This window comes from Gordonia sp. YC-XJ4 (assembly GCF_059511865.1).
In genome coordinates, this window is record NZ_CM183447.1 from 5,946,031 (window position 1) to 5,965,423 (window position 19,393).

Consider the following 19,393-nt stretch of genomic DNA (forward strand, 5'->3'; position numbering starts at 1 on the left):
GAAGCGACAAACGAACATGTTCGTTAACGACGACGAGAGGAGTAGGACATGCGGATTGGTGTGATCTTGGGATCGGTGCGGCAGGGCCGCAAAGGTGAGGGCGTGGCACGCTGGGTTCTGGAGTCGGCATCCACCCGTGAGGCCACCTACGAGTTGATCGATCTGGCCGAGCACGAGTTGCCACATCTGGCCGAGCCGATGCCGCCGATGATGGGCAAGTACACCGACGAACGCACCAAAGCGTGGGCGCACCTGATCGACGGGTACGACGCGTTCATCATCGTGACCGCCGAGTACAACCACGGCATCCCCGGCGTGCTGAAGAATGCTCTTGACCACCTGTATGCCGAATGGGGTGGTAAGCCAATCGGTTTCGTCGGCTACGGCGTTGTCGGCGGCGCCCGCGCGATCGACCAGTTGCGGGTGCTGGCCGGGGTTCTGGGCATGGCCGATGTTCAGCCCGACGTCCAGTTGCAGTTGTGGTCGCCGGCGTTCGACGACACCGGTGTCGCCGCCGAGGGCCCGCATGTCGCGGCGCTGGCTAGCGTGTTCGACGCGGTCGAGGACTGGACCCGGTTACTGCGCCCGAATACGGTTGCCGCCGAACAGAACTGATCGAGCCGATCATGAGTGACACGAAACAGCCACACAGTCGTCGGCGCGGTCCGGCGAAGACAATGCTCTCGCGGCAACGGATCGTCGACACGACCATCGAGATCATGCGTCGCGAAGGCCTGCGCAAGGCGACGATGCGGCGGGTGGCCCAGGAACTCGACACCGGGGCGGCGTCGCTGTACGTCTACGTCCGCAACACCGGCGAGTTGCACGCCGCCGTCATCGACGAGCTGCTCGGCACCATCGACGACCCGGGCACCGGAACGTGGCAACAGCAGCTCGTCGAACTCGTCACCGACTATCGAGACGTATTGATGCGGGATCACGGGCTGGCACGCTCGGCACTGGTGATCCGCCCCAACGGGCCTCACCTGTTGGCATTGTTCGACCGGATGATGACATTGCTCATCGAGGGCGGTGTCGGCCCGGTCAGTGCCGCGTGGGGCGCGGACATGCTGCTGCTTCACGCGACAGCAACCGCCGCCGAACACGCCGCTCCCGAAGACGGCGACGCCGATGCCGGTGATCTACCCGACGACGTCCACCACGCCCTGACCGTCGCCGTGCAGACCGCCGACTCCACATCCACGCCCGCGCTGGCCGAGCACGCCGACGCCGTCATGGCCGGCACCCCGGCCCAGCGGTGGGCATGGACACTGAACACCCTCATCGCCGGTATCGCAGCCGGCGAACGACCCCCCATCCCCTGACCGGCGTCACGCCGGAATACGTTGTGAAAGAAGGACAATCATGACCTCCACCCATTACCCCATCGCCATCATCGGCGGCGGTCTCGGCGGTCTGACCACCGCCCGGGTGCTGCACGCCAACGGCATCGACGCAGCCATCTTCGAACTCGAACCCGACCGCCACGCACGGACCCAGGGCGGCATGCTCGACATCCACGACGACAGCGGCCAGGAGGCACTGCGCGCAGCGGGTCTGCACGAACAGTTTCTCGCCCTGATCCATCCCGGCGGGGAATCGATGCGCATCCTCGACACGACCGGCACCGTCCTCTACGAAGAGACCGACACCGGAGAACTCGACCGCCCCGAAATCGATCGCGGCACCCTGCGCGATCTGCTGCTGGACTCACTACCCGAGGGCACCGTGCACTGGGGCAGCAAAGTCACCACGATCGCGCCCGACGACTCGCAGACCGGCCGGTACCGCGTCGAGCTCGCCGACGGTGACAGCTTCACCACCGATCTGCTCATCGGCGCCGACGGCGCCTGGTCGAAGGTGCGTCACGTGTTGTCCGACACCATGCCCGACTACACCGGCATCTCCTTCATCGAAGCCGACCTGTACAACGCCGACACCGACCACCCGGCCGAGGCCGCGGTGATGGGCACCGGCATGCTGTTCGCACTCGGCGGGCCCACAGGCATCCTCGGGCACCGCGAAACCGACGGCAGCCTGCACTTCTACCTCGGACACCGAGCCGACGAAAACTGGGTCGACACCATCGATTTCAGCGACACCACCGCAGCCAAAGCCGCGATCCTCGAACTCCTCGACGGCTGGGACGACGATCTACGCGGCCTGATCGCCAACGCCGACACCGCACTCACACCCCGCCGGATCAACGCACTGCCGGTCGGATACTCATGGCCACACACCCCGGGAGTCACCCTGCTCGGCGATGCCGCCCACGTCATGTCACCGTTCGCCGGCGAAGGTGCCAACCTCGCCATGTACGACGGATCCCGGCTGGCTCTGGCGCTCGCCGCGCACCCCGACGACACCGACGCCGCATTGAAAGCCTATGAGACCGAGCTGTTCACACGTTCAGCAGCCTCGGCCGGCGACTCCGCCGAAAGCCTCGAGATGATCTTCGCCGACGACGCACCACGCGGCCTGGTCGAGATGTTCACCGCGATGGACCGGCCCGGCGCCATCGACGACGCCGCCCAGCAAGCACCCAAGGCCGCTCACTAGCTGAACTCACAACCCCTGCGGATACCAGAACGCGCGGTAGGTGGTCATCATCCCCGACAGGGTCGCGTCGTAGATCAGGTGCCCGGTCCGGTCGAAGGACGCCACGTGTCCGGTGGTGCCCCATCCGCCGAACACCGAACCGTCGGACAGTGTTTCGACGTTGCCCATCGCCCAGGCGGTGAGGTGGTCGGGATGGGTCCACCGCGACACCAGGCTGACGGTGCCCTTCTTCCAGTCAGGCCGGATGGTGAGGATCGACGACGGGCCGCCGGTGCCGGGAAGGCTGGAGTTGTTGTCGAAGAGCCGAATCGTGCCGTCGGGCAACAGCTCCGCGTCGTGCTGATTGCGGAACGTCGCGTTGTCGGCGACCCGCATGGTGGACCGATTGCCGCCGATCACCGCACGCACGGCGCCGGTGGTTCCGTCGACGAGGTACAGCGCCGAGGTGTTGCGTGAGGACACCAGGTAGTTGCCCTTGCCGTCGGGGAAGATGCTGTTGATGTGGAAGTAGTCGAGTCCCTGGCCCGGCAAGGGCAACGGAGTGGTGGTTGCGGTCACCGGAACGTGAGACAGTGCGTCCCAAGAGAATTCGGTTCTGCCGCTGTCGATGTCGATGATGTAGAAGTGCGAGTCGACGACGGGGATCCGTGCTCCGTTGACCACGGCGGTGGTGCGCGCATAGCTGGTCACCGCGGCGCGGCGTCCGTCGGGCAGGATGCGGAACTCGTGCAGGTCACCGGAGGTGCCCACCGGCGTCCGGAGTTGGTGCAGCACATGGAAGTCGCGGTCGGCGATGAAGTAGGTCCCGTCGCCATGACCGGCACCGTTGGCACCCTGCCACCACGTGTACACACGCTGCCCGCGGTAGGTCTGTATCTGGAAGTTGCCGGCCTCCTGACCTTGTGGGATGACCCGTTGGTGCAGCAGCGCCCCGTTGCGGGCGCGGACCTGCAGCGTCACCGGGTCGTGGGCACCGATGGCCCCGATCGCTCGCGGTACGGCGGGGTTGTTCAGCAGGTCGGCGGGTGCCAGCAGAATCACGCCACCGAGACCGGGATTGCGATCCAATGTCACCGTGTAGCCGTTGGAGGCCGGTGGCGCAGCAGATGCCGTCGGCGCCAGCATCACGCCGAACCCGACGAGCGCCGACAAAAGGATCGAGAGCCACAGGCGCACGGCCACATTCTTCGTCACCCGAAGCACTCTGCCGCCGACCATCCCCCTGGGGCAAGTCTCTGCCCGATTTGAGTTCTTCCTGCGCGGATGGCGCGGGGCGAGTAGTCCGCTTCGCCCGATCCGCGTGCCGCACTACTCGTTACGTCGACGGTTGTCCGGCGCACAGTTCCTCCTACCGGCCCACTCCGGACCGGCCGCCAGAGAACCCAGCCCGAAAGGCCCCCGCCATGAACAAGAAACACCTCATCGGTGTCGCCGCGGTCGCGACCGGCATCGCCGCCGCAATCACGCCCGCCGCCACCGCCGCAGCCGCCGATCCCCCCGAAGCGCATATCCTGCTGATCGGTACCGACTCGGCTCAGGCCACGTGGAACACCCACGGCCGCACCGGATGCTCGGCCACTGTCACCGAAGGCACACAGGTGGAATCGGTCCCGAACATCCCTCCGACCGGTAGTGGCGGGATCATCAAGGTCACTCAGAATGCGACGTTGAAGATCACCTGCCCCGGCGGGGTCACGAGCGCCACCGCGCGGCTCTACGGACCGCGCAATCCATTCAACGACATGCGGACGAATTTCAACGATTCGACCGGTGATGCCTTCGGGTCGTGAGTGACCCTGGCGAGTCGTGACGGCGCCGCTCCCCCCGCGGCGGTGCCGTCACGGCGTCACTCAGGCCGAGAGCCCCATGCCGACCCGCTCACGCAACGCCTCGATCGCCGCCCGAGCACCCAGATAGTACGGTTTGGGCACCCGAATGACGTTGGGGCGCAACGCGGAGAGATGCTCGGAATCCTGCACCGAGCACGGCCAGAAATCGTCGGTGCCCGACGCGGGATGGTCGGTTGTCGAGAATTCGAGACAGCCGGTCAAAGCGCCACACCGATATTCGATGCCGGTGATGTCGGCCAGCGCGAGCACCTCGACATGCACTCCGGCCGCCGACCCGGACTCCCAGCCGGTCTTGCGGATTTCGACGCGGTCGTCGAAGGCTGCCAGCAATCCGTGCCGCCCCGCGTTGAGGACCATCCACGGGTAGTCACCGTCGCCGGCGTGCTCGTCGACGGCCTCCCACTGCGCCTCGGTCATCGGTTCGCCGTACACCGTCACCCGCCGTCGTTGCGCGCGTCGCCGTCGGGTTCGCTCGGCGGCTTCGGTGCGCTGTCGGCGCCATCTGGTCAGCGCGGGCGCCACATCGGCGCCCACCCCGGCGGAGTGCAGCGACTCGACGAAGTAGGTGAGGAACTCCGTCTCGTCCCGATGGAATTGCCCGAACACCCGCGGCCCGTCGACGGTGCGCAGTGTCAGCGTGGGCACCAGCCGTGCACCGATGAATTCGGCGCCGACGATGTCGTCGGCGGCCACCTGCATGGTGATGACTCCGCGACCGGACGCCGCGGCCGAGTTGAATCCGAGAATCCGGGCGTTCGTGATCGCCACGCCCTCGACGGTCGGTTTGAGTCGGTGCACGGCGACGAACGCGGTGATCGTCTCCCCTTCGAGGAGGTGCGGCTCGAGACAACGCTGCCACTGTGCGGCGCCCAACGCCGACACCACCGGACTCAACTTGCTCATATCGGGAGCGTACGCCCAGGTCACCGAGGTCGCAGCGCGAGCGAATCAGACACCGTTCTGGTTGGTGAGCGTTGCGCGGGACGCTCACCACTGCAGCGCAGCGTCGTCCTCCCAGAACGTGCCGGTCGGTCCGTCGGGCCCGAGTGAGGCGAGCCGGGCGACTGTCCGGGCGCTGATCTCGGGTGCGCGCCCGGGATGGCTGCCGGGCTCGCCGCCACCGAGTTCGGTTGCGGTGACCCCGGGTTCGACCGCGTTGATCTTGATGTCGGGATAGGCCTTGGCGTATTGGACGGTGAGCATCGACACCGCCGCTTTGCTGGAGCCGTACACGATGGACACGAAGTGCGACGCGGGCCGCGACGGTTCGTGGGTGGCCCAGAACGAGCCGAGAGCGCTGGACACGTTCACCACCACAGGATTCTCGGACTGCTGGAGCAGCGGCAGCGCGGCTTCGGTGACGCGGACGATGCCCACGGCGTTGGTGTCGAAGACCTCGAGAACGCTCGGACCGTCCATCGCCTCGGTGGCGCCACCGGCTCGTTTGGCGATGCCGGCGTTGTTGACGAGCACATCGAGTCCGCCCTCGGCCGCGATCGTCTCGAATGCGGAGGCCACCGACGCGTCGTCGGTGACGTCGAGCTGGACGAACTGCGCCCCGACCTCCTGCGCTGCTGCTCGCCCGCGACCCTCGTCTCGTGCACCGAGGTACACCCGGTGGCCTCGGTGCACGAGGAGGCGTGCGGTTTCCTTGCCGAGGCCCTTGTTGGCCCCGGTGATCACTGTGGTTGTCATGCATCGATACTCGCGCGTCGGCGGGTTGATAGGCAGCCGTCTGATTGTCGTAGGACTCGCAGTACCAGGACACCGCGCGGACTGCGGGAGCAAACTGAAGTGGTGCGCGTGGTGAAGAACGAGGAGTTCGGCAAGACCGTCCGGCGTCATCGGGAGCGCCTCTCACCAGAAGCGGTCGGCCTCCCGGGTGGTGGGCGGCGGCGCGCTCCGGGTCTGCGTCGCGAAGAGCTCGCCATGACCGCCGGTATCTCGGTGGACTATCTGACCCGGCTCGAGCAGGGCCGGGCGACGTCCCCTTCTCCGCAGGTCGTCGAATCGTTGACGCGAGCGCTGCGTCTTCCCGACGCGGACCGCGAACGGCTGTTCCTGCTCGCCGGCTATACAGCGCCCGGCATCGGGCTCATCCGCACCCGGATCGCACCGAGTGTCGCGCGGATGCTCGACCGCCTCGCCGGCACACCGGTCGTGGTGTATGACGCCGCGTGGAATCTGCTGATCGCCAACCCCGCCTATGACGCACTCATGGGCGACACGTCGGTCCTCACGCGTTGGGAGCGGAATGCTCTGTGGCGCAACATCCACGGCCCGGCATCACGTGCCCGTCAGAACGCGCAGGAGCACGACGCACAGATCGAGCGGCTCGTCGCCGATCTCCGCATGACGGCAGTACGCTATCCGACCGATCCGACGCTGCGCGATCTGATCGATGAATTGACCTCGTCGAGTGCGAGATTCACCGAACTCTGGGAGTCCGCCGACGATGCGCCGGCCCCCGACGCCGCACGTCACAAGGTGATCGATCACCCGACGGTCGGGCCGATCACCGTCGACTGCGACACCCTCGTCGTCGCCGGCGATGACCTGCGCATCATGATCTACACTGCGGAGCCGGACACTGCCGATGCCGAGAAGCTGGACCTGGCAATCGTTCTCGGCACGCAGGCACTGTCATTACGTGGACCGTGAGCGATCCCCGCGCCCCATCGCGTAGAACTCCTGGTTGGGCCGCAGGTTGGTGGCGTTGGCGATCCGGTTGGACATCCCGAAGAACGCCGAGATCGACGCGATGTCCCAGGCGTCCTCGTCGGTGAAGCCGTGGGATTTCAGTGCGTCGTAATCGGATTCGGACACCGCGTAGGCCTCGGTCGAGACCTTGAGGGCGAAATCGAGCATGGCGCGTTGACGATCGGTGATGTCGGCCTTGCGATAGTTGGCGGCGACCTGATCGGCGATCAGCGGATTCTTGGCCCGGATGCGCAGGATTGCACCGTGGGCGACGACGCAGTACTGGCATTGGTTGGGGCTCGACGTGGCGACGACGATCATCTCGCGGTCGGCCTTGGTCAGATTCCCGGGCTTGTCCATCAACGCGTCGTGGTAGGCGACGAATGCCCGGAATTCGTCGGGGCGCCGGGCCAGCAGGAGGAACACGTTGGGGATGAAACCCGACTTCTCCTGGACTGCGAGGATGCGGTCACGCACATCATCGGGAAGGTCCTCGAGTGTCGGCGTCTCAAACCTGCTGATCGGGTGGGCGTCGGTCATGGTTGCTCCGTCTCAGCCTGGGAGGTAGGTCAGCCCAGGAGATCTCGTGCCACCTGGGACACGGTGACCCTACCCTGCGGCTGACCACCCTGACCCGCAAGGTTGTTCATGATGGCGACGACGAATCGCTGGTTGTCGCCTGCGAATCCGATGGAGTTCATCACCGACCCGCCCTGCTCGTCGGACCAACCATTCTTGTTGCCGGGCGCCAGATTCGCGGGCAACGACTTGATCCCCCATTGCTGATCCGGTGCGACGCCGCGCATCTCGCCGATGAGGTAGGCGCGGTCGGTCGGCGCGGTGCGGGTGAGAACGTAGTCGACCAGTCGTGCGAGATCGCGCGGTGTGTCCTTCTGGAATCCCCAATAGGGATAGAACTCGGTGAATCCTCGCTGCGGCGCCAGCGACGTCATCCCGAACGCGCGGAAGTCGCGGTTGAAGGTCTGGTGATCAGGCCCGGCGAAGGCGAACCAGAGTCGATCGGTCGCCTCGTCGTCGGAGCTGTTGAGCATGGCGTGCATGTCGGCGCGATTGGCGGGCGAGAGCGTGATCGCACCCGACCTCGCCCGATTCAGCAGGTCGGTGGCGATCGCCAGCTTGATCGTCGACGCCGTCCACACCGGGGTGTCGGCGTTGCGATCTGCGTACGTCGCGCCGGTGACGCGGTCGATCACCACGATCCCGGTGTGGCCCGGCCGGGTGGCCGCGTAGGCGTCGGCTGCGGTCAGCCGACCCGGTAGCTCGACGGCACGCGCGGTATCACCCAGAGGTGCGGCGTGTGCTGGTGCTCCGGTGACGGCCACGACCGATGCCGCCACCGCCGAGAGCGCTGCGGCGAGGCCTGTACGAATCATGTGTCGTCGCATGGGCGCCACCGTACGGCACACCTTTCCTCGCGCCCCACATCGTGCCGGATATGAGGAGAAAAGGTGGTTATAAATCGGAAAAATCCGGCGCCCGATCCCTTTTCACGCGCAATTCAGTACGGTAAAAGTTCTTCTGTCTGCTAAGGAGTTCAGATGACCCAGACGAGTGCGAAGCCTGAAGCGGGTGACAATCGGAACCTGCGCAGAGATGTCGGTTTGATCGGTCTGCTGTTCGCCAGCGTCGGGTCGATCATCGGTAGCGGATGGCTTTTCGGCGCGATGAACGCCGCGCAGAAGGCCGGTCCCGCGGCGATCATCTCGTGGTCGATCGGTGCGGTCATGATCTTGCTGATCGCACTGACCTTCGCCGAGCTCGGCACCATGTTCCCGGTCTCCGGTGGTGTTGTTCGCTTCCCGCACATCGCCTTTGGCTCGTTCGCGAGTTACACCAGCGGTTGGATCCTGTGGATCGCGTGCGGCACGGTCGCGCCGATCGAGGTGGAGGGCGCGCTGCAGTACGCCACCAAGTACGCCGCGTTCACCTCCAAGTCGACGGTCAACGGCGACACGGTGCACACCCTGACCGGCCTCGGCTACCTCACGGCCGTGGTCCTCCTCGCACTCTTCGTGGTGGTCAACTACATCGGCGTCCGCTGGTTCGCCCGGGTCAACAACGTTCTGGTGTGGTGGAAGCTCGCGATCATCACCGTCGTCGTGATCGCCTTCCTCGTCACCCAATTCCATCCCAGCAACTTCACCTCCAAGGGCTTCATGCCCAACGGTTGGGAGGGTGTGTTCACCGCGATCGCCACCTCCGGAATCGTGTTCTCGTTCCTGGGTTTCCGTCAAGGAATCGAACTCGCCGGCGAAACGTCGAATCCCCGAAAGTACGTGCCCATCGCCGTCATCGGGTCGGTGATCCTCACCGGGATCATCTATGTGGCACTGCAGGTGGCGTTCATCGGCTCTCTCAATCCGCGTGACTTCATCCACGGATGGGCGACGATGGGGTTCACCAACGACTTCGGTCCGCTCGCCGCGATCGCCACCGCCATCGGACTGGGCTGGCTCGCCACACTGCTCTACATCGACGCGATCGTCTCCCCCGGAGACACCGGATTGATCTACACCACGGTCACCTCACGCGTGTCCTATGCCATGGCGCGCAACGGTAATGCACCGAAGATGCTGGCCAAGACGACCAACCGCGGTGTCCCGCTGGTCAGCCTGATCGTCGCCTTCGTCCTCGGTCTGATCATCCTGTTGCCCTTCCCGAGCTGGCAGCAGCTCGTCGGGTTCATCACCTCGGCGACCGTGCTGTCCTTTGCGGCGGGGCCTGTAGTCGTTGCGGCACTGCGTCGTTCGGACCCCAAGCGCGAACGGCCGTTCCGCGTGCCCGGCGGTGATGTGATCCCGCTGTTGGCGTTCGTCGCCTCCAACCTCATCGCGATCTGGTCGACATGGACGATCAACCTCAAACTGTTCATCGCCGTCCTGATCGGCCTCGTCCTGCTGGCCATCCTGGAGATGGTGTACGACCAGCCGGTCCTCGAGATGCGTTCGGGCTCATGGATGATCCTGTGGCTGGCCGGTCTCGCCCTGATCTCCTATCTGGCCGGCGATCTCGACAGCAGCGCCGTCCTCGGCTTCTGGTGGGCCAACATCATCACCGTGGTATTCAGCGTCGTCGTGTTCTATCTCGCCGTGCACTTCCGATTGAACAACACGACAATGGCCGAACACATGGACGCCGTCTTGACCGAGGCCCACGCCGAAGAGCAGGAACTCGGGCCCGCGGCGAGCTGACGATCAGCCCAGGATCAGCCATCCGAATCGCAGGACGACAGCGGTGACGCCGAAGACCGCCACGGCGAGGAGCCACCGCCGGGCGAGACGTTCCCGGGTGTCCCTGCCCTGGATGTCCCTGCCCTGGATGTCCCTGCCCTGGATGTCACGGTCGCGTCCCGGACGTTCGCGCAGATAGACGTAGGCGGAGGCGAGCGCACTGAACGCGGCGGCCACACCGACGACGGTGATGACCGTGATCATCACCAGGTCGGTCGTGCCGGCCGGTTCTCGCATGGCTCTGTCGATCCTACCCAGCACCAACTGGTGTCCTCGGTCCCTAGGCGTCGCCGTCGTCGGCGCGGACGATGGAAGGTGAACGAGGAGGTCAGCAATGATCCGAGAATTCTCGAACCTTCGACTCGACGATGCCGAGGACGCCGGCGGCAAGGGCGCCAATCTCGGCGAACTGTGCAGCGCCGGACTGCCGGTGCCACCGGGATTCGTCCTGCTGCGCGACTGCTATCGAGAGTCGATGTCGGTCGCCGGGTATGCCGAGGAGCTGGCGTCGAAGCATCGCGACGCCCTCGCCGCGGTCGCCGACAACGACAAACTCACCGCGCTGTGCAACGAGTTGCAGGAGACGGTCGGGCTCGCGGGTATCGACCCCCAGGTGCGCGAGGACATCCTCGACGCCTATCACCGGCTCGGCGACAACGTGCCGGTCGCGGTGCGCTCGTCGGCCACCGGTGAGGACGGCAAGGACGCCTCGTTCGCCGGCATGAACCGCACGCTGACCGACGTCGTCGGCGACATGGCGCTGCTCGACGCGGTGAGCGCGTGCTGGCAGTCGCTGTTCGGCCCCCGGGTCGTCGCCTATCGCGCCACAAGGGGATTCACCGACGAGCCCGCCATGGCGGTGGTCGTGCAGCAGATGGTCGCCTCGCAACGGTCCGGGGTGGCGTTCACCGCCGACCCGAGTACTGGTGCGCGCGACCGCGTCGCCATCGAGGCAGCACTGGGTCTCGGCGAGGTGGTGGTGTCGGGGATGGTGCAACCCGACACCTACATCATCGACAAGTCCACCGGCTCCATCCTCGAGACCCACATCGGGCATCAGGACTTCCGCATCGTGCGCGGTGCCGACGGCGTCGACCACACCGAAGACCTCGACGAGGATCTCGCGCAGGCCCGGGTCCTCGACGACGAGACCGTGCGACGGATCGCCGAGCTCGCGCTGGCCGTCGAGGACCATTACGGCTGCCCGCAGGATCTGGAATGGGCGATCGATCCCGGCGGCGCGGTGTGGCTGGTACAGGCACGCCCGATCACCACCCTCGGCGCCACCTCGTCGCCACCCGGAACGGTTCTGGCCCAGGGACTCTCGGCCGCTCCCGGCATCGCGAGCGGAGCGGTCCGCGTTCTGAACTCGCCGGCCGACGGCGGGCAGCTCGCCGATGGTGAGGTGCTGGTCGCGCCGATGACCAACCCCGATTGGCTGCCGACCCTGCGGCGTGCCGCGGCGATCGTCACCGACGCTGGTGGGATGACCTGTCATGCGGCGATCGTCGCCCGCGAGCTCGGCGTGCCCTGCGTCGTCGGAGCACGTTCGGCCACAAAGGATCTGCCCGCGGGTGAGGTGGTCACGGTTGACGGTACGCATGGCCAGGTCCGTGCCGGTGTACCCGAGACCACCGCCACGGTGGCCGTCACGTCGCCGGGCACGCCGACGGTGGCGCGCGCCGAGGTGACCGGGACCCGGATCTATGTGAATCTCGCGATGCCCGACAGCGCGGAGTCGGTGGCGGCTCTCGACGTCGACGGTGTGGGACTGCTGCGCGCGGAGTTCATCCTCACCGCGGCGCTCGGCGGTCGACATCCGCACGATCTCATCGCCAAGGGTGAGAGTGAGACCCTGGTGGATGCATTGGTGAGTTCGGTGGGCCGCATCGCGACGGCGTTCGCGCCGCGTCCGGTCATCTACCGCGCCACCGATTTTCGCAGTAACGAGTTCCGTACCCTGCGCGGCGGCGAGGAGTACGAGCCGGTCGAGCACAATCCGATGATCGGCTATCGCGGCTGCTTCCGCTATATCAAGGAACCCGAGTTGTTCGGTCTCGAGCTCGAAGCGCTGGCCCGTATCCGCGACACCGCACCGAATCTCGGGCTGATGATCCCGTTCGTGCGGACGAAATGGGAGCTCGAGGAATGCCTTTCGCTGATCGACGCCAGTCGTCTCGGACACCAGCGAGGGCTGAAGCGGTGGGTGATGGCCGAGGTACCCTCGGTGGTTCACTGGCTACCGGAGTACGTCGGGATGGGGATCGACGGGGTGTCCATCGGCAGCAACGACCTGACCCAGTTGATGCTCGGCGTCGACCGTGACTCGGAGATCTGCGCAGAGGTGTTCGACGAGTCCGATCCCGCGGTGCTCGACGCGATCGGCCAGATCATCTCCACCGGGCGGCGTCTGGGCATCACCACGTCGCTGTGCGGGCAGGCTCCGTCGACGAAACCCGAATTCGCCCAACGCCTCGTCGAACTCGGGATCACGTCGGTGTCGGTGAACCCCGACGCCGTTGACGCGACCAGACGAGCGGTCGCCGCGGCGGAACGGCGGTTGTTGTTGGCAGCGGCACGCTGACGAGGACGGCCGACGAACCGACCTCGGGGCTCACCGCGAGCGCCTCCTCGAGGAGCGCGGCCCCCTCAACCGCGCAGTGATGTGGTGATGGCGGTTGTCTCGGCCGCGGAGAGGGTGGTTGCCCGGCTGCAGAATGGTCAGAGGAGCGACGCGGGGGTCCAGGTGGGCCAGTCGGGTTCGCCGACGGCTATCCCTCACAGCGATACGAACTGGTAGCGGCGAGAAAATGGTCCTTGAGCCTTTGCGAAGACCACATCGCCCGGGAATCGACGCGATGAGTCACTAGGGTGGACCACATCCGAGAGGAGGCCCATGTCCACGCTCTACATCAAGCAGAAGATGCTCTCGCCGAGCGGCAAGTTCACCGTGCTCGATCAGGCCCAGCAACCGCGATACCTCGTCAGCGGCAGCTTCATGAAGATCCCCAAGAGCTTCACCATCACCGACACCTTCGACCGGCCGGTTGCCGAGATCACCAAGGCGGTGTTCAGCTTTCAGCCGAGGTTCACAGTCGAGATGAACGGTCAATTGGTGGCGACGATCCGCAAGGAGTTCAGCTTTTTCAAGCCCCGCTACACCATCGACGGTGCCGGCCTCGACGTCTCCGGCGATTGGTGGGACATGAATTTCAGCGTCCTGCGCGGCGGGCAGCCGGTCGCAACGATTCACCGAAAGCTGTTGAGCTGGGCCGACACCTACGAGGTCGAGGTGCTCGATGAGTCGCTCGAGGCGACGATCATCTCGCTGGTGGTCGCGATCGATCGGGTGCGCGCCGACAGCGACGGCGCAAACGCCTCAGCCACGTTCTGAGGTCACCAACGGCCAGAAGATGTCGTCGACGATCGAGTCGATGCGATCGTCGCCGACCCGCTCGAGGCGCATCAGCAGATCGTGCCGCATCAGGTCGAATGGCAGGTCGAGCACCGACTGCGGCACGTGGTCGAGGTCGATCTCGCCACGCTCGGCGGCCCGGGCGAAGATGTCGGCGGCGCGGGTGTTTCCGGCACCGTGCAGCATCTGCTCGCGAATCGCGGCGGGGGTGTATCCGGAACTGTCATGGAGTCCGGCGAAGGCCGCGCTGACGACGGCGAGCATGCCCGAGCGCGCGTCGTTCATGGTGTGGAGCAATTGCCGGATGTCTTCGCGCAGGCTCCCGGTGTCGGGGGCCTCGGCGGGAGTGTTGGAGGCGTAGTCGGTGAGAGCGGCCAACACCAGATCGTCCTTGTTGGGCCATCGGCGGTAGAGCACGCCGACGCCGGTCTTCGCGCGCGCGGCGACCGATTCCATGGTCAGTTTGGCGAATCCGACGTCGACCAGCTCGTCCCAGGCAGCCTGCAGCAATGCCTGTTCCAACTCGGGGCCACGGCGACGACGCCGTGGGGTGTCGGTGCGCTCGGCCGTCATGTCGACATCGTAGTCACCGCCGATAAATAAGGAAGGTTTACATTCCTTATCTTGCCGCGTAGCGTCTATAAGGAATGGATTCCTCTCTTAAAGACGGGAGGTCGTGATGACCACGACCGACACACCACTTGACGACAAGATCGACCCGCAGGTGCTCAAGACGGCGATGGTCCTCGTCGTCGGCGCCCTTGCCGTGGTCTTCGACACCACCATCGTCAGCGTCGCACTACACCAACTGGCCGTCGACCTACACGCATCGGTCACCACCATCCAATGGGTGATGACGGGTTACCTTCTCGCACTTGGCATTGCAGTGCCGCTGAGCACGTGGGCGCTGGCCCGGTTCGGTGGGAAACGCGTGTGGATGGTCTCACTCGCGGTGTTCCTGATCGGCTCCATCGGCTCGAGTCTCGCCTGGAGCGCCGGCGCCCTCATCGGATGGCGGGTGCTGCAGGGACTCGGCGGCGGACTGATGTTGCCGGTGATGACGACCATGATCATGCAAGCAGCCGCCGGCCGCGCCATCGGGCGCACGGTCACCTGGGTGGCGCTACCCGCCTTGCTCGGCCCCATCCTCGGACCGCTGGCCGGTGGCCTCATCATCAGTCACCTGAGCTGGCGCTATATGTTCTGGGTCAACGTCCCGTTCTGTCTCATCGGCTTGTTCCTCGCGTGGCGGTACCTCGAGAAAGAGCCGACGCCGCAGCAGTTTCCGCGTCTGGACGTCTGGGGTCTGGTCGCCTTCGCCCCGGGCATCGCGTGCGTGATCCTCGCGTTGTCGAACGCGGGCGGCGAGGCCGGATTCGCACACGCCGACGTCCTCGTGCCCCTGACCGTGGGCGTCGTCGCCCTGATCGTCTTCGCCCTCCACGCATTGCGAACGTCCTTACCGCTCATCGATATTCGCCTGCTGGCCACGCGATCGGTCGGCTCTTCGTCGACGGTGATGTTCTTGTCGGGATTCGCCCTGTACGGAGCAATGCTGGTGCTTCCGCTGTTCTATCAGGAGGCTCGCGGCGCCTCCGCGCTGATGGCGGGAATCATGCTGGTACCACAAGGAATCGGCACCTTGCTGAGCCGGCAGATCGCCGGTCCGCTCACCGATACGATCGGCGCCCGGATGATCGCCACCGTCGGTTTCCTGATCACGGCGGCGGCAACCATCCCGTTCTGCTTCGCCGACGCGCACAGCAACGCCTGGATGCTCGCGGCGTTCCTGGTGGTGCGCGGCATCGGACTCGGCGCCATCACGATGCCCGTGATGACCGCGTCCTACGTGGGCCTCGGCCGCGATGCCATCGCGCACTCCAGCGTGCTCACCCGGACCACCCAGCAACTCGGCGGATCATTCGGGACCGCGGTGCTCGCCGTGCTCCTGACCTCCCAGGGATTTCACGCCGCATTCTGGTGGGCAACGGGTTTCGCCTTGGCGGCCACCGTGCTGTGTGTCTGGCTCCCCGGGCGCAAGGAGGTTCTCGAAGCAGCTGCGGCGGCCCGTCGGTCAGCGTGATGATCAGACGTCCTGCGGTTGACCGGGCTGGTTGGGGTGCGCTATCAGTCGCGGTTTACCACCAGCCCCGCCACCAATGCCCTGACCGTCTTCGACACCGCGGTCCGGCGCGCTGGCCCGCAGATCCGGCGCCGATACCGTTCACCGTCGCCGCCTGCGAGCCAGCCGGCATCGGCGTGGTGCGGGTGCCCTGAACTCCCCTGCTACTCCGGGACCACCACGGCACGCCCGCGCAGGTCGTTCGCCGCGAGCTTGCGGTAGGCATCGAGGGCGTTGTCGAGGGTGAAGCGCTCCACCGCAACATCGAGCACACCGTCGCGCGCCAGATCGAGCACCTCCATGAGTTCGTCGCGGGCACCCCAGTAAGGGGCCCGCACCGACACCTCGTAGGGCTGGGCGAAGATGCCCACCTTGGCCGTGGCCACTCCGTCGCCGAGTCCGACGATGGTCACATCACCCATCGCGCCGACCACACCCATCGCGGTGTCGATGGTCGGCTGGTATCCGACGAAGTCGAAAACAGCGGTGGCACCGTCGCTTCCGGTGATCTTGCGGACATTGGCGATGGCATCGGCGTCACTGAGGACTGCCTCATGCGCGCCGACCTCCTTGGCGAAGGCGAGCTTCTCCTCGGTCACGTCGAGCGCGATGATCCGGGAGGGGGTGAGGTGACGCAGCATCTGGATCGCGACGTGGCCGAGCCCGCCGGAACCGATCACCACCGCCGTCGTGCCGCCGACGAGCTTGCTCAGCGACGGCTTGATCGCGTGATACGGCGTCAGGCCGGCGTCGGTGAGCGGGACGGTGGTCACCGGATCCAGGTCACCGATCGGAACGAGATGCCGCGCGTCGTCGACGATGAGGTACTCGGCCATCGCGCCATCGGTGCCCAGTCCGGGCGGGGTGATCCCCAATTCGATTGCACGCGAACAGTAGTTCTCCAGCCCTCGAGCACAGAAGTGGCACACCCCACATCCCCACGGGCCGTAGACCGCGACGGCGGTGCCCTCGGTCACCGACGAGACCCCCTGTCCCACTTCGGCAACGACGCCGACCCCTTCATGACCGAGGGTCATCGGCAGGGGATACGGGAAGTTCTCCGCCGGCATGTTGAGAACGAAGTCGTCGGAGTGGCAGGCGCCCGCTGCGGTGACCTTGAGCAGTACCTGCCCGGGGCCGGGCGCCGGCTTGCTCACCTCACGGAGTTCGGGCTCGGCACCGGGCTTGATCATCTGGACGGCCTTCATCTGGCATCACCTTTCGTACGGTCTCGGTCCCCCCTTCCGTACTACGCCCTCATGGCCGATTGCGCATATGTACTCACCCGGGGGTGATCCGGCTGGTCAGGAACTCGATGACACGACCGCGGCGATTGAGCACGAACCTGTGTGCGGTCCCGTCCTTGGTGTGGACGGTGAGGCCGTTGTTCACCAGTCCGAGCGTCCGGTACGTCGTGAGTCCGGCGATGTCCCGGTACTCGATGCGGGTGCTCCCCGTCTGGATGTTGAACCTGTGCGAGTCGAATGTCATGCCGGTCTCGTCGAAGCGGAGCTTGCCGCCGACCGCTTCTGCGCCGCGCCAGTAGTTCGCAGCGATCTTCTCCCCCGTGTAGTCATGCATGCGGGCGAGGGTAGACCGCCCGCCCCCGAGGTGGACGACGCCGACACGCCGTTTCCGAAACGTCCGCACCGTCGGTTTTGCGCGCAGTGCGCGCAATGATGGTCCTCGCGTGTCGGGGTCGTCAGGATCTCCTGGTGCCAGAACGTCCATACAGTGAGCCCGATCGCCCATGATCGAGGTCTCCCATCTCCACAAGGTCTTCACCACGCCCTCGGGACCGGTGACCGTCCTCGACGACGTGACCTTCTCCGTGTCCGGGGGCGAGGTCTTCGCCGTCGTCGGCCCGTCCGGTGCGGGCAAGTCCACGCTGACCCAATGCCTGAATCTGTTGCAGCGGCCCACCTCCGGTGAGGTGATCGTCAACGGCGAGAACCTCGCCCATCTCGACGCCGGCGCCTTGCGGGCCGCGCGGCGACGTATCGGAACCGTCTTCCAGTCGGCGAATCTGTTGTCACGCAGAACCGCAGCCGAGAACGTCGCACTCCCCCTCGAGTATCTCGGCGCGACCAAGGCGGCCATCCGGACGCGGGTGGGCGAGTTGCTCGATCGCGTCGGCATGGGTGACCGCGCCGATCTCTATCCCCATCAGCTCTCCGGCGGGCAGCGGCAACGCGTGGGAATCGCTCGCGCCCTCGCGCTCAAACCCGCCGTGTTGCTCTCCGACGAGGCGACCTCTGGTCTCGACCCGCAGGCGACAACGTCATTCTTGAACCTCCTCGGCGACGTCCGCGACGAGCTGGGGCTCGCCGTGGTGTTCATCACCCACGAGATGGATGTCATCACCCGGATCGCCGACCGCGCCGGTCGTCTCGACCACGGGCGCATCGTCGAGCAGGGGGCGGTGGCAGATCTCGTCCTCGACCCCGACTCGGTACTGGGAAAAGCGTTGCGCCCACGCGGAACCGCCGCACCCGCCGCACCCGGCCGCAGCAGCGTCGAGGTGACCTACAACTCGGCGGCCGTACCACCGGACTGGATCGCACGGGTGTCGAGCACGATCGGTACCACCGTCGGGGTGCTCGGCGCCAACATCCAAAGTGTTGACGGCGTCACTGCGGGCGCGTTGACCGTTTCCGTCGAGGACCACTCGCTCGACGCCTTCACCGCAGCGGCCGCCACCTACGGGATCACCGTCGGCGCAGGCCTACGTTCCCAGGAGGCCGCGGTATGAGCGACATCACCCATCTGGCGGCGATCACCGTACCGGTCAACGAGATTCCGTCGCTGCTGATCCCGGCCTTCATCGACACGGTCCTCATGGTGAGCATCGTGATGGTGATCGTGTTGGTCGTCGGGGTGCCGCTCGGTGCGCTGATCCACAACCTCGCCCCGGGCGGGTTGTTCGAGAACCGATCCCTGCACACGCCGCTGTCCTGGGTGATCAGCATCGGACGTTCCCTGCCGTTCCTCGTCCTGATGACGGCGATCATCCCGTTCACCCGGCTGCTCACCGGCACCAACATCGGGATCCCGGCCGCAGTCGTCCCGATGTCGATCGCCGGGATCGCCTTCTTCACCCGCATCGTCGAGAATTCATTGCGCTCGGTACCCACCTCTGTGGTGGAGGTGGCCAAGGCATCGGGCGGGTCGAACGCCCAGATCATCTGGACCGCACAGATTCCCGAGGCCCTTCCCAACATCGTCGGCGGGCTCACGATCAACACGATCGCGATGATCGAGTACTCCACGATCGCCGGCACCATCGGCGCGGGCGGCCTGGGATATGTCGCGGTCACCTACGGCTATCAGCGTTTCGATCACGGCGTGATGATCGCGACGATCCTCACCCTCATCGTCGTCGTCGCGTTGATCCAGGTGATCGGCGACGGCCTCGTCCGGCACCTCACCCCGGAGAAGTCCCTGCGCAGCAGAACCATTCGCGCCGATCGATCCAGTCGCAGCAAAGTCTGACCCA

At 65.9% G+C, this 19,393-nt stretch carries 20 protein-coding genes; 11 read left to right on the forward strand and 9 right to left on the reverse strand.

Annotated elements, in window-relative coordinates; translation table 11 throughout:
* Positions 1-48: 48 nt before the first annotated feature.
* Genes AC5ZH6_RS26670 through AC5ZH6_RS26680 form a run of 3 tightly spaced genes read left to right on the forward strand, consistent with a single transcriptional unit; the run spans position 49 to position 2,559 of the window.
* Positions 49-615: an NADPH-dependent FMN reductase gene (locus AC5ZH6_RS26670; RefSeq protein ID WP_265077159.1), complete on the forward strand. Its 567-nt coding sequence runs from the start codon at positions 49-51 to the stop codon at positions 613-615.
* Between the two features lie 11 nt (positions 616-626).
* On the forward strand, positions 627-1,325 hold the full coding sequence (locus AC5ZH6_RS26675) for a TetR/AcrR family transcriptional regulator (protein WP_265077160.1): 699 nt from the start codon (positions 627-629) through the stop codon (positions 1,323-1,325).
* 40 nt (positions 1,326-1,365) lie between these two features.
* Positions 1,366-2,559, forward strand: a complete 1,194-nt coding sequence (locus AC5ZH6_RS26680) for an FAD-dependent oxidoreductase (RefSeq protein ID WP_006368805.1) — start codon at positions 1,366-1,368, stop codon at positions 2,557-2,559.
* A gap of 6 nt (positions 2,560-2,565) precedes the next feature.
* On the opposite strand, the gene AC5ZH6_RS26685 is transcribed toward AC5ZH6_RS26680, so the two are convergent.
* Positions 2,566-3,753, reverse strand: a complete 1,188-nt coding sequence (locus tag AC5ZH6_RS26685) for an arylsulfotransferase family protein (protein ID WP_265077161.1) — start codon at positions 3,751-3,753, stop codon at positions 2,566-2,568.
* Between the two features lie 209 nt (positions 3,754-3,962).
* Here AC5ZH6_RS26685 and AC5ZH6_RS26690 point away from each other — a divergent pair, with 209 nt between their 5' ends.
* Complete coding sequence (locus AC5ZH6_RS26690) at positions 3,963-4,349, forward strand: hypothetical protein (protein WP_006368807.1); 387 nt, start codon at positions 3,963-3,965, stop codon at positions 4,347-4,349.
* A gap of 60 nt (positions 4,350-4,409) precedes the next feature.
* Here the strand turns inward: AC5ZH6_RS26690 and AC5ZH6_RS26695 are convergent, their stop codons facing one another.
* Together AC5ZH6_RS26695 and AC5ZH6_RS26700 are read right to left on the reverse strand one after the other, a co-directional pair.
* Complete coding sequence (locus tag AC5ZH6_RS26695) at positions 4,410-5,312, reverse strand: hypothetical protein (protein ID WP_210739390.1); 903 nt, start codon at positions 5,310-5,312, stop codon at positions 4,410-4,412.
* A gap of 84 nt (positions 5,313-5,396) precedes the next feature.
* Complete coding sequence (locus AC5ZH6_RS26700) at positions 5,397-6,104, reverse strand: SDR family NAD(P)-dependent oxidoreductase (protein ID WP_026920462.1); 708 nt, start codon at positions 6,102-6,104, stop codon at positions 5,397-5,399.
* 102 nt (positions 6,105-6,206) lie between these two features.
* Here AC5ZH6_RS26700 and AC5ZH6_RS26705 point away from each other — a divergent pair, with 102 nt between their 5' ends.
* Positions 6,207-7,070, forward strand: a complete 864-nt coding sequence (locus tag AC5ZH6_RS26705) for a helix-turn-helix transcriptional regulator (protein WP_231386882.1) — start codon at positions 6,207-6,209, stop codon at positions 7,068-7,070.
* Here the strand turns inward: AC5ZH6_RS26705 and AC5ZH6_RS26710 are convergent.
* Together AC5ZH6_RS26710 and AC5ZH6_RS26715 are read right to left on the reverse strand one after the other, a co-directional pair.
* A complete protein-coding gene (locus tag AC5ZH6_RS26710) occupies positions 7,056-7,649 on the reverse strand; it encodes a peroxidase-related enzyme (protein ID WP_014361990.1) in 594 nt (197 codons plus the stop codon). The two genes, AC5ZH6_RS26705 and AC5ZH6_RS26710, sit on opposite strands and share 15 nt — an antisense overlap.
* A 29-nt stretch (positions 7,650-7,678) precedes the next feature.
* Complete coding sequence (locus tag AC5ZH6_RS26715) at positions 7,679-8,503, reverse strand: serine hydrolase (protein ID WP_265078086.1); 825 nt, start codon at positions 8,501-8,503, stop codon at positions 7,679-7,681.
* A 165-nt stretch (positions 8,504-8,668) separates the two neighbouring features.
* Here AC5ZH6_RS26715 and AC5ZH6_RS26720 point away from each other — a divergent pair, with 165 nt between their 5' ends.
* Positions 8,669-10,321, forward strand: coding sequence for an APC family permease (locus AC5ZH6_RS26720; protein WP_006368813.1), 1,653 nt, complete (start codon positions 8,669-8,671; stop codon positions 10,319-10,321).
* Positions 10,322-10,324: 3 nt separating this feature from the next.
* Here AC5ZH6_RS26720 and AC5ZH6_RS26725 read toward each other — a convergent pair whose 3' ends face one another.
* Positions 10,325-10,597 (reverse strand): hypothetical protein, encoded by a 273-nt coding sequence (locus tag AC5ZH6_RS26725; RefSeq protein ID WP_020173063.1) that lies wholly within the window; start codon positions 10,595-10,597, stop codon positions 10,325-10,327.
* Between the two features lie 97 nt (positions 10,598-10,694).
* Between AC5ZH6_RS26725 and ppsA the strand changes: the two genes are divergently transcribed.
* On the forward strand, positions 10,695-12,944 hold the full coding sequence (ppsA, locus tag AC5ZH6_RS26730) for a phosphoenolpyruvate synthase (protein ID WP_265077162.1): 2,250 nt from the start codon (positions 10,695-10,697) through the stop codon (positions 12,942-12,944).
* 312 nt (positions 12,945-13,256) lie between these two features.
* Positions 13,257-13,754 carry an LURP-one-related/scramblase family protein gene (locus AC5ZH6_RS26735; RefSeq protein WP_265077163.1) on the forward strand — a complete coding sequence of 166 codons (498 nt, stop codon included), beginning with the start codon at positions 13,257-13,259 and terminating at the stop codon, positions 13,752-13,754.
* Here the strand turns inward: AC5ZH6_RS26735 and AC5ZH6_RS26740 are convergent.
* On the reverse strand, positions 13,740-14,348 hold the full coding sequence (locus AC5ZH6_RS26740) for a TetR/AcrR family transcriptional regulator (protein WP_265077164.1): 609 nt from the start codon (positions 14,346-14,348) through the stop codon (positions 13,740-13,742). The two genes, AC5ZH6_RS26735 and AC5ZH6_RS26740, sit on opposite strands and share 15 nt — an antisense overlap.
* 106 nt (positions 14,349-14,454) lie before the next feature.
* On the opposite strand from AC5ZH6_RS26740, the gene AC5ZH6_RS26745 reads away from it, so the two are divergent.
* Positions 14,455-15,858, forward strand: a complete 1,404-nt coding sequence (locus AC5ZH6_RS26745; protein ID WP_265077165.1) for an MDR family MFS transporter — start codon at positions 14,455-14,457, stop codon at positions 15,856-15,858.
* Between the two features lie 203 nt (positions 15,859-16,061).
* Here the strand turns inward: AC5ZH6_RS26745 and AC5ZH6_RS26750 are convergent, their stop codons facing one another.
* Together AC5ZH6_RS26750 and AC5ZH6_RS26755 are read right to left on the reverse strand one after the other, a co-directional pair.
* Positions 16,062-17,105, reverse strand: coding sequence for an NAD(P)-dependent alcohol dehydrogenase (locus AC5ZH6_RS26750; protein WP_006368819.1), 1,044 nt, complete (start codon positions 17,103-17,105; stop codon positions 16,062-16,064).
* Positions 17,106-17,178: 73 nt separating this feature from the next.
* Entirely contained in the window at positions 17,179-17,478 is a 300-nt protein-coding gene (locus tag AC5ZH6_RS26755; protein WP_020173058.1) for a hypothetical protein, read from the reverse strand.
* A 169-nt stretch (positions 17,479-17,647) separates the two neighbouring features.
* On the opposite strand from AC5ZH6_RS26755, the gene AC5ZH6_RS26760 reads away from it, so the two are divergent.
* Both AC5ZH6_RS26760 and AC5ZH6_RS26765 read left to right on the forward strand, forming a co-directional pair.
* Positions 17,648-18,649 (forward strand): methionine ABC transporter ATP-binding protein, encoded by a 1,002-nt coding sequence (locus AC5ZH6_RS26760; protein ID WP_006368821.1) that lies wholly within the window; start codon positions 17,648-17,650, stop codon positions 18,647-18,649.
* Complete coding sequence (locus AC5ZH6_RS26765) at positions 18,646-19,389, forward strand: methionine ABC transporter permease (protein WP_006368822.1); 744 nt, start codon at positions 18,646-18,648, stop codon at positions 19,387-19,389. Before AC5ZH6_RS26760 ends, AC5ZH6_RS26765 begins: the two co-directional genes overlap by 4 nt.
* Positions 19,390-19,393: the final 4 nt, after the last annotated feature.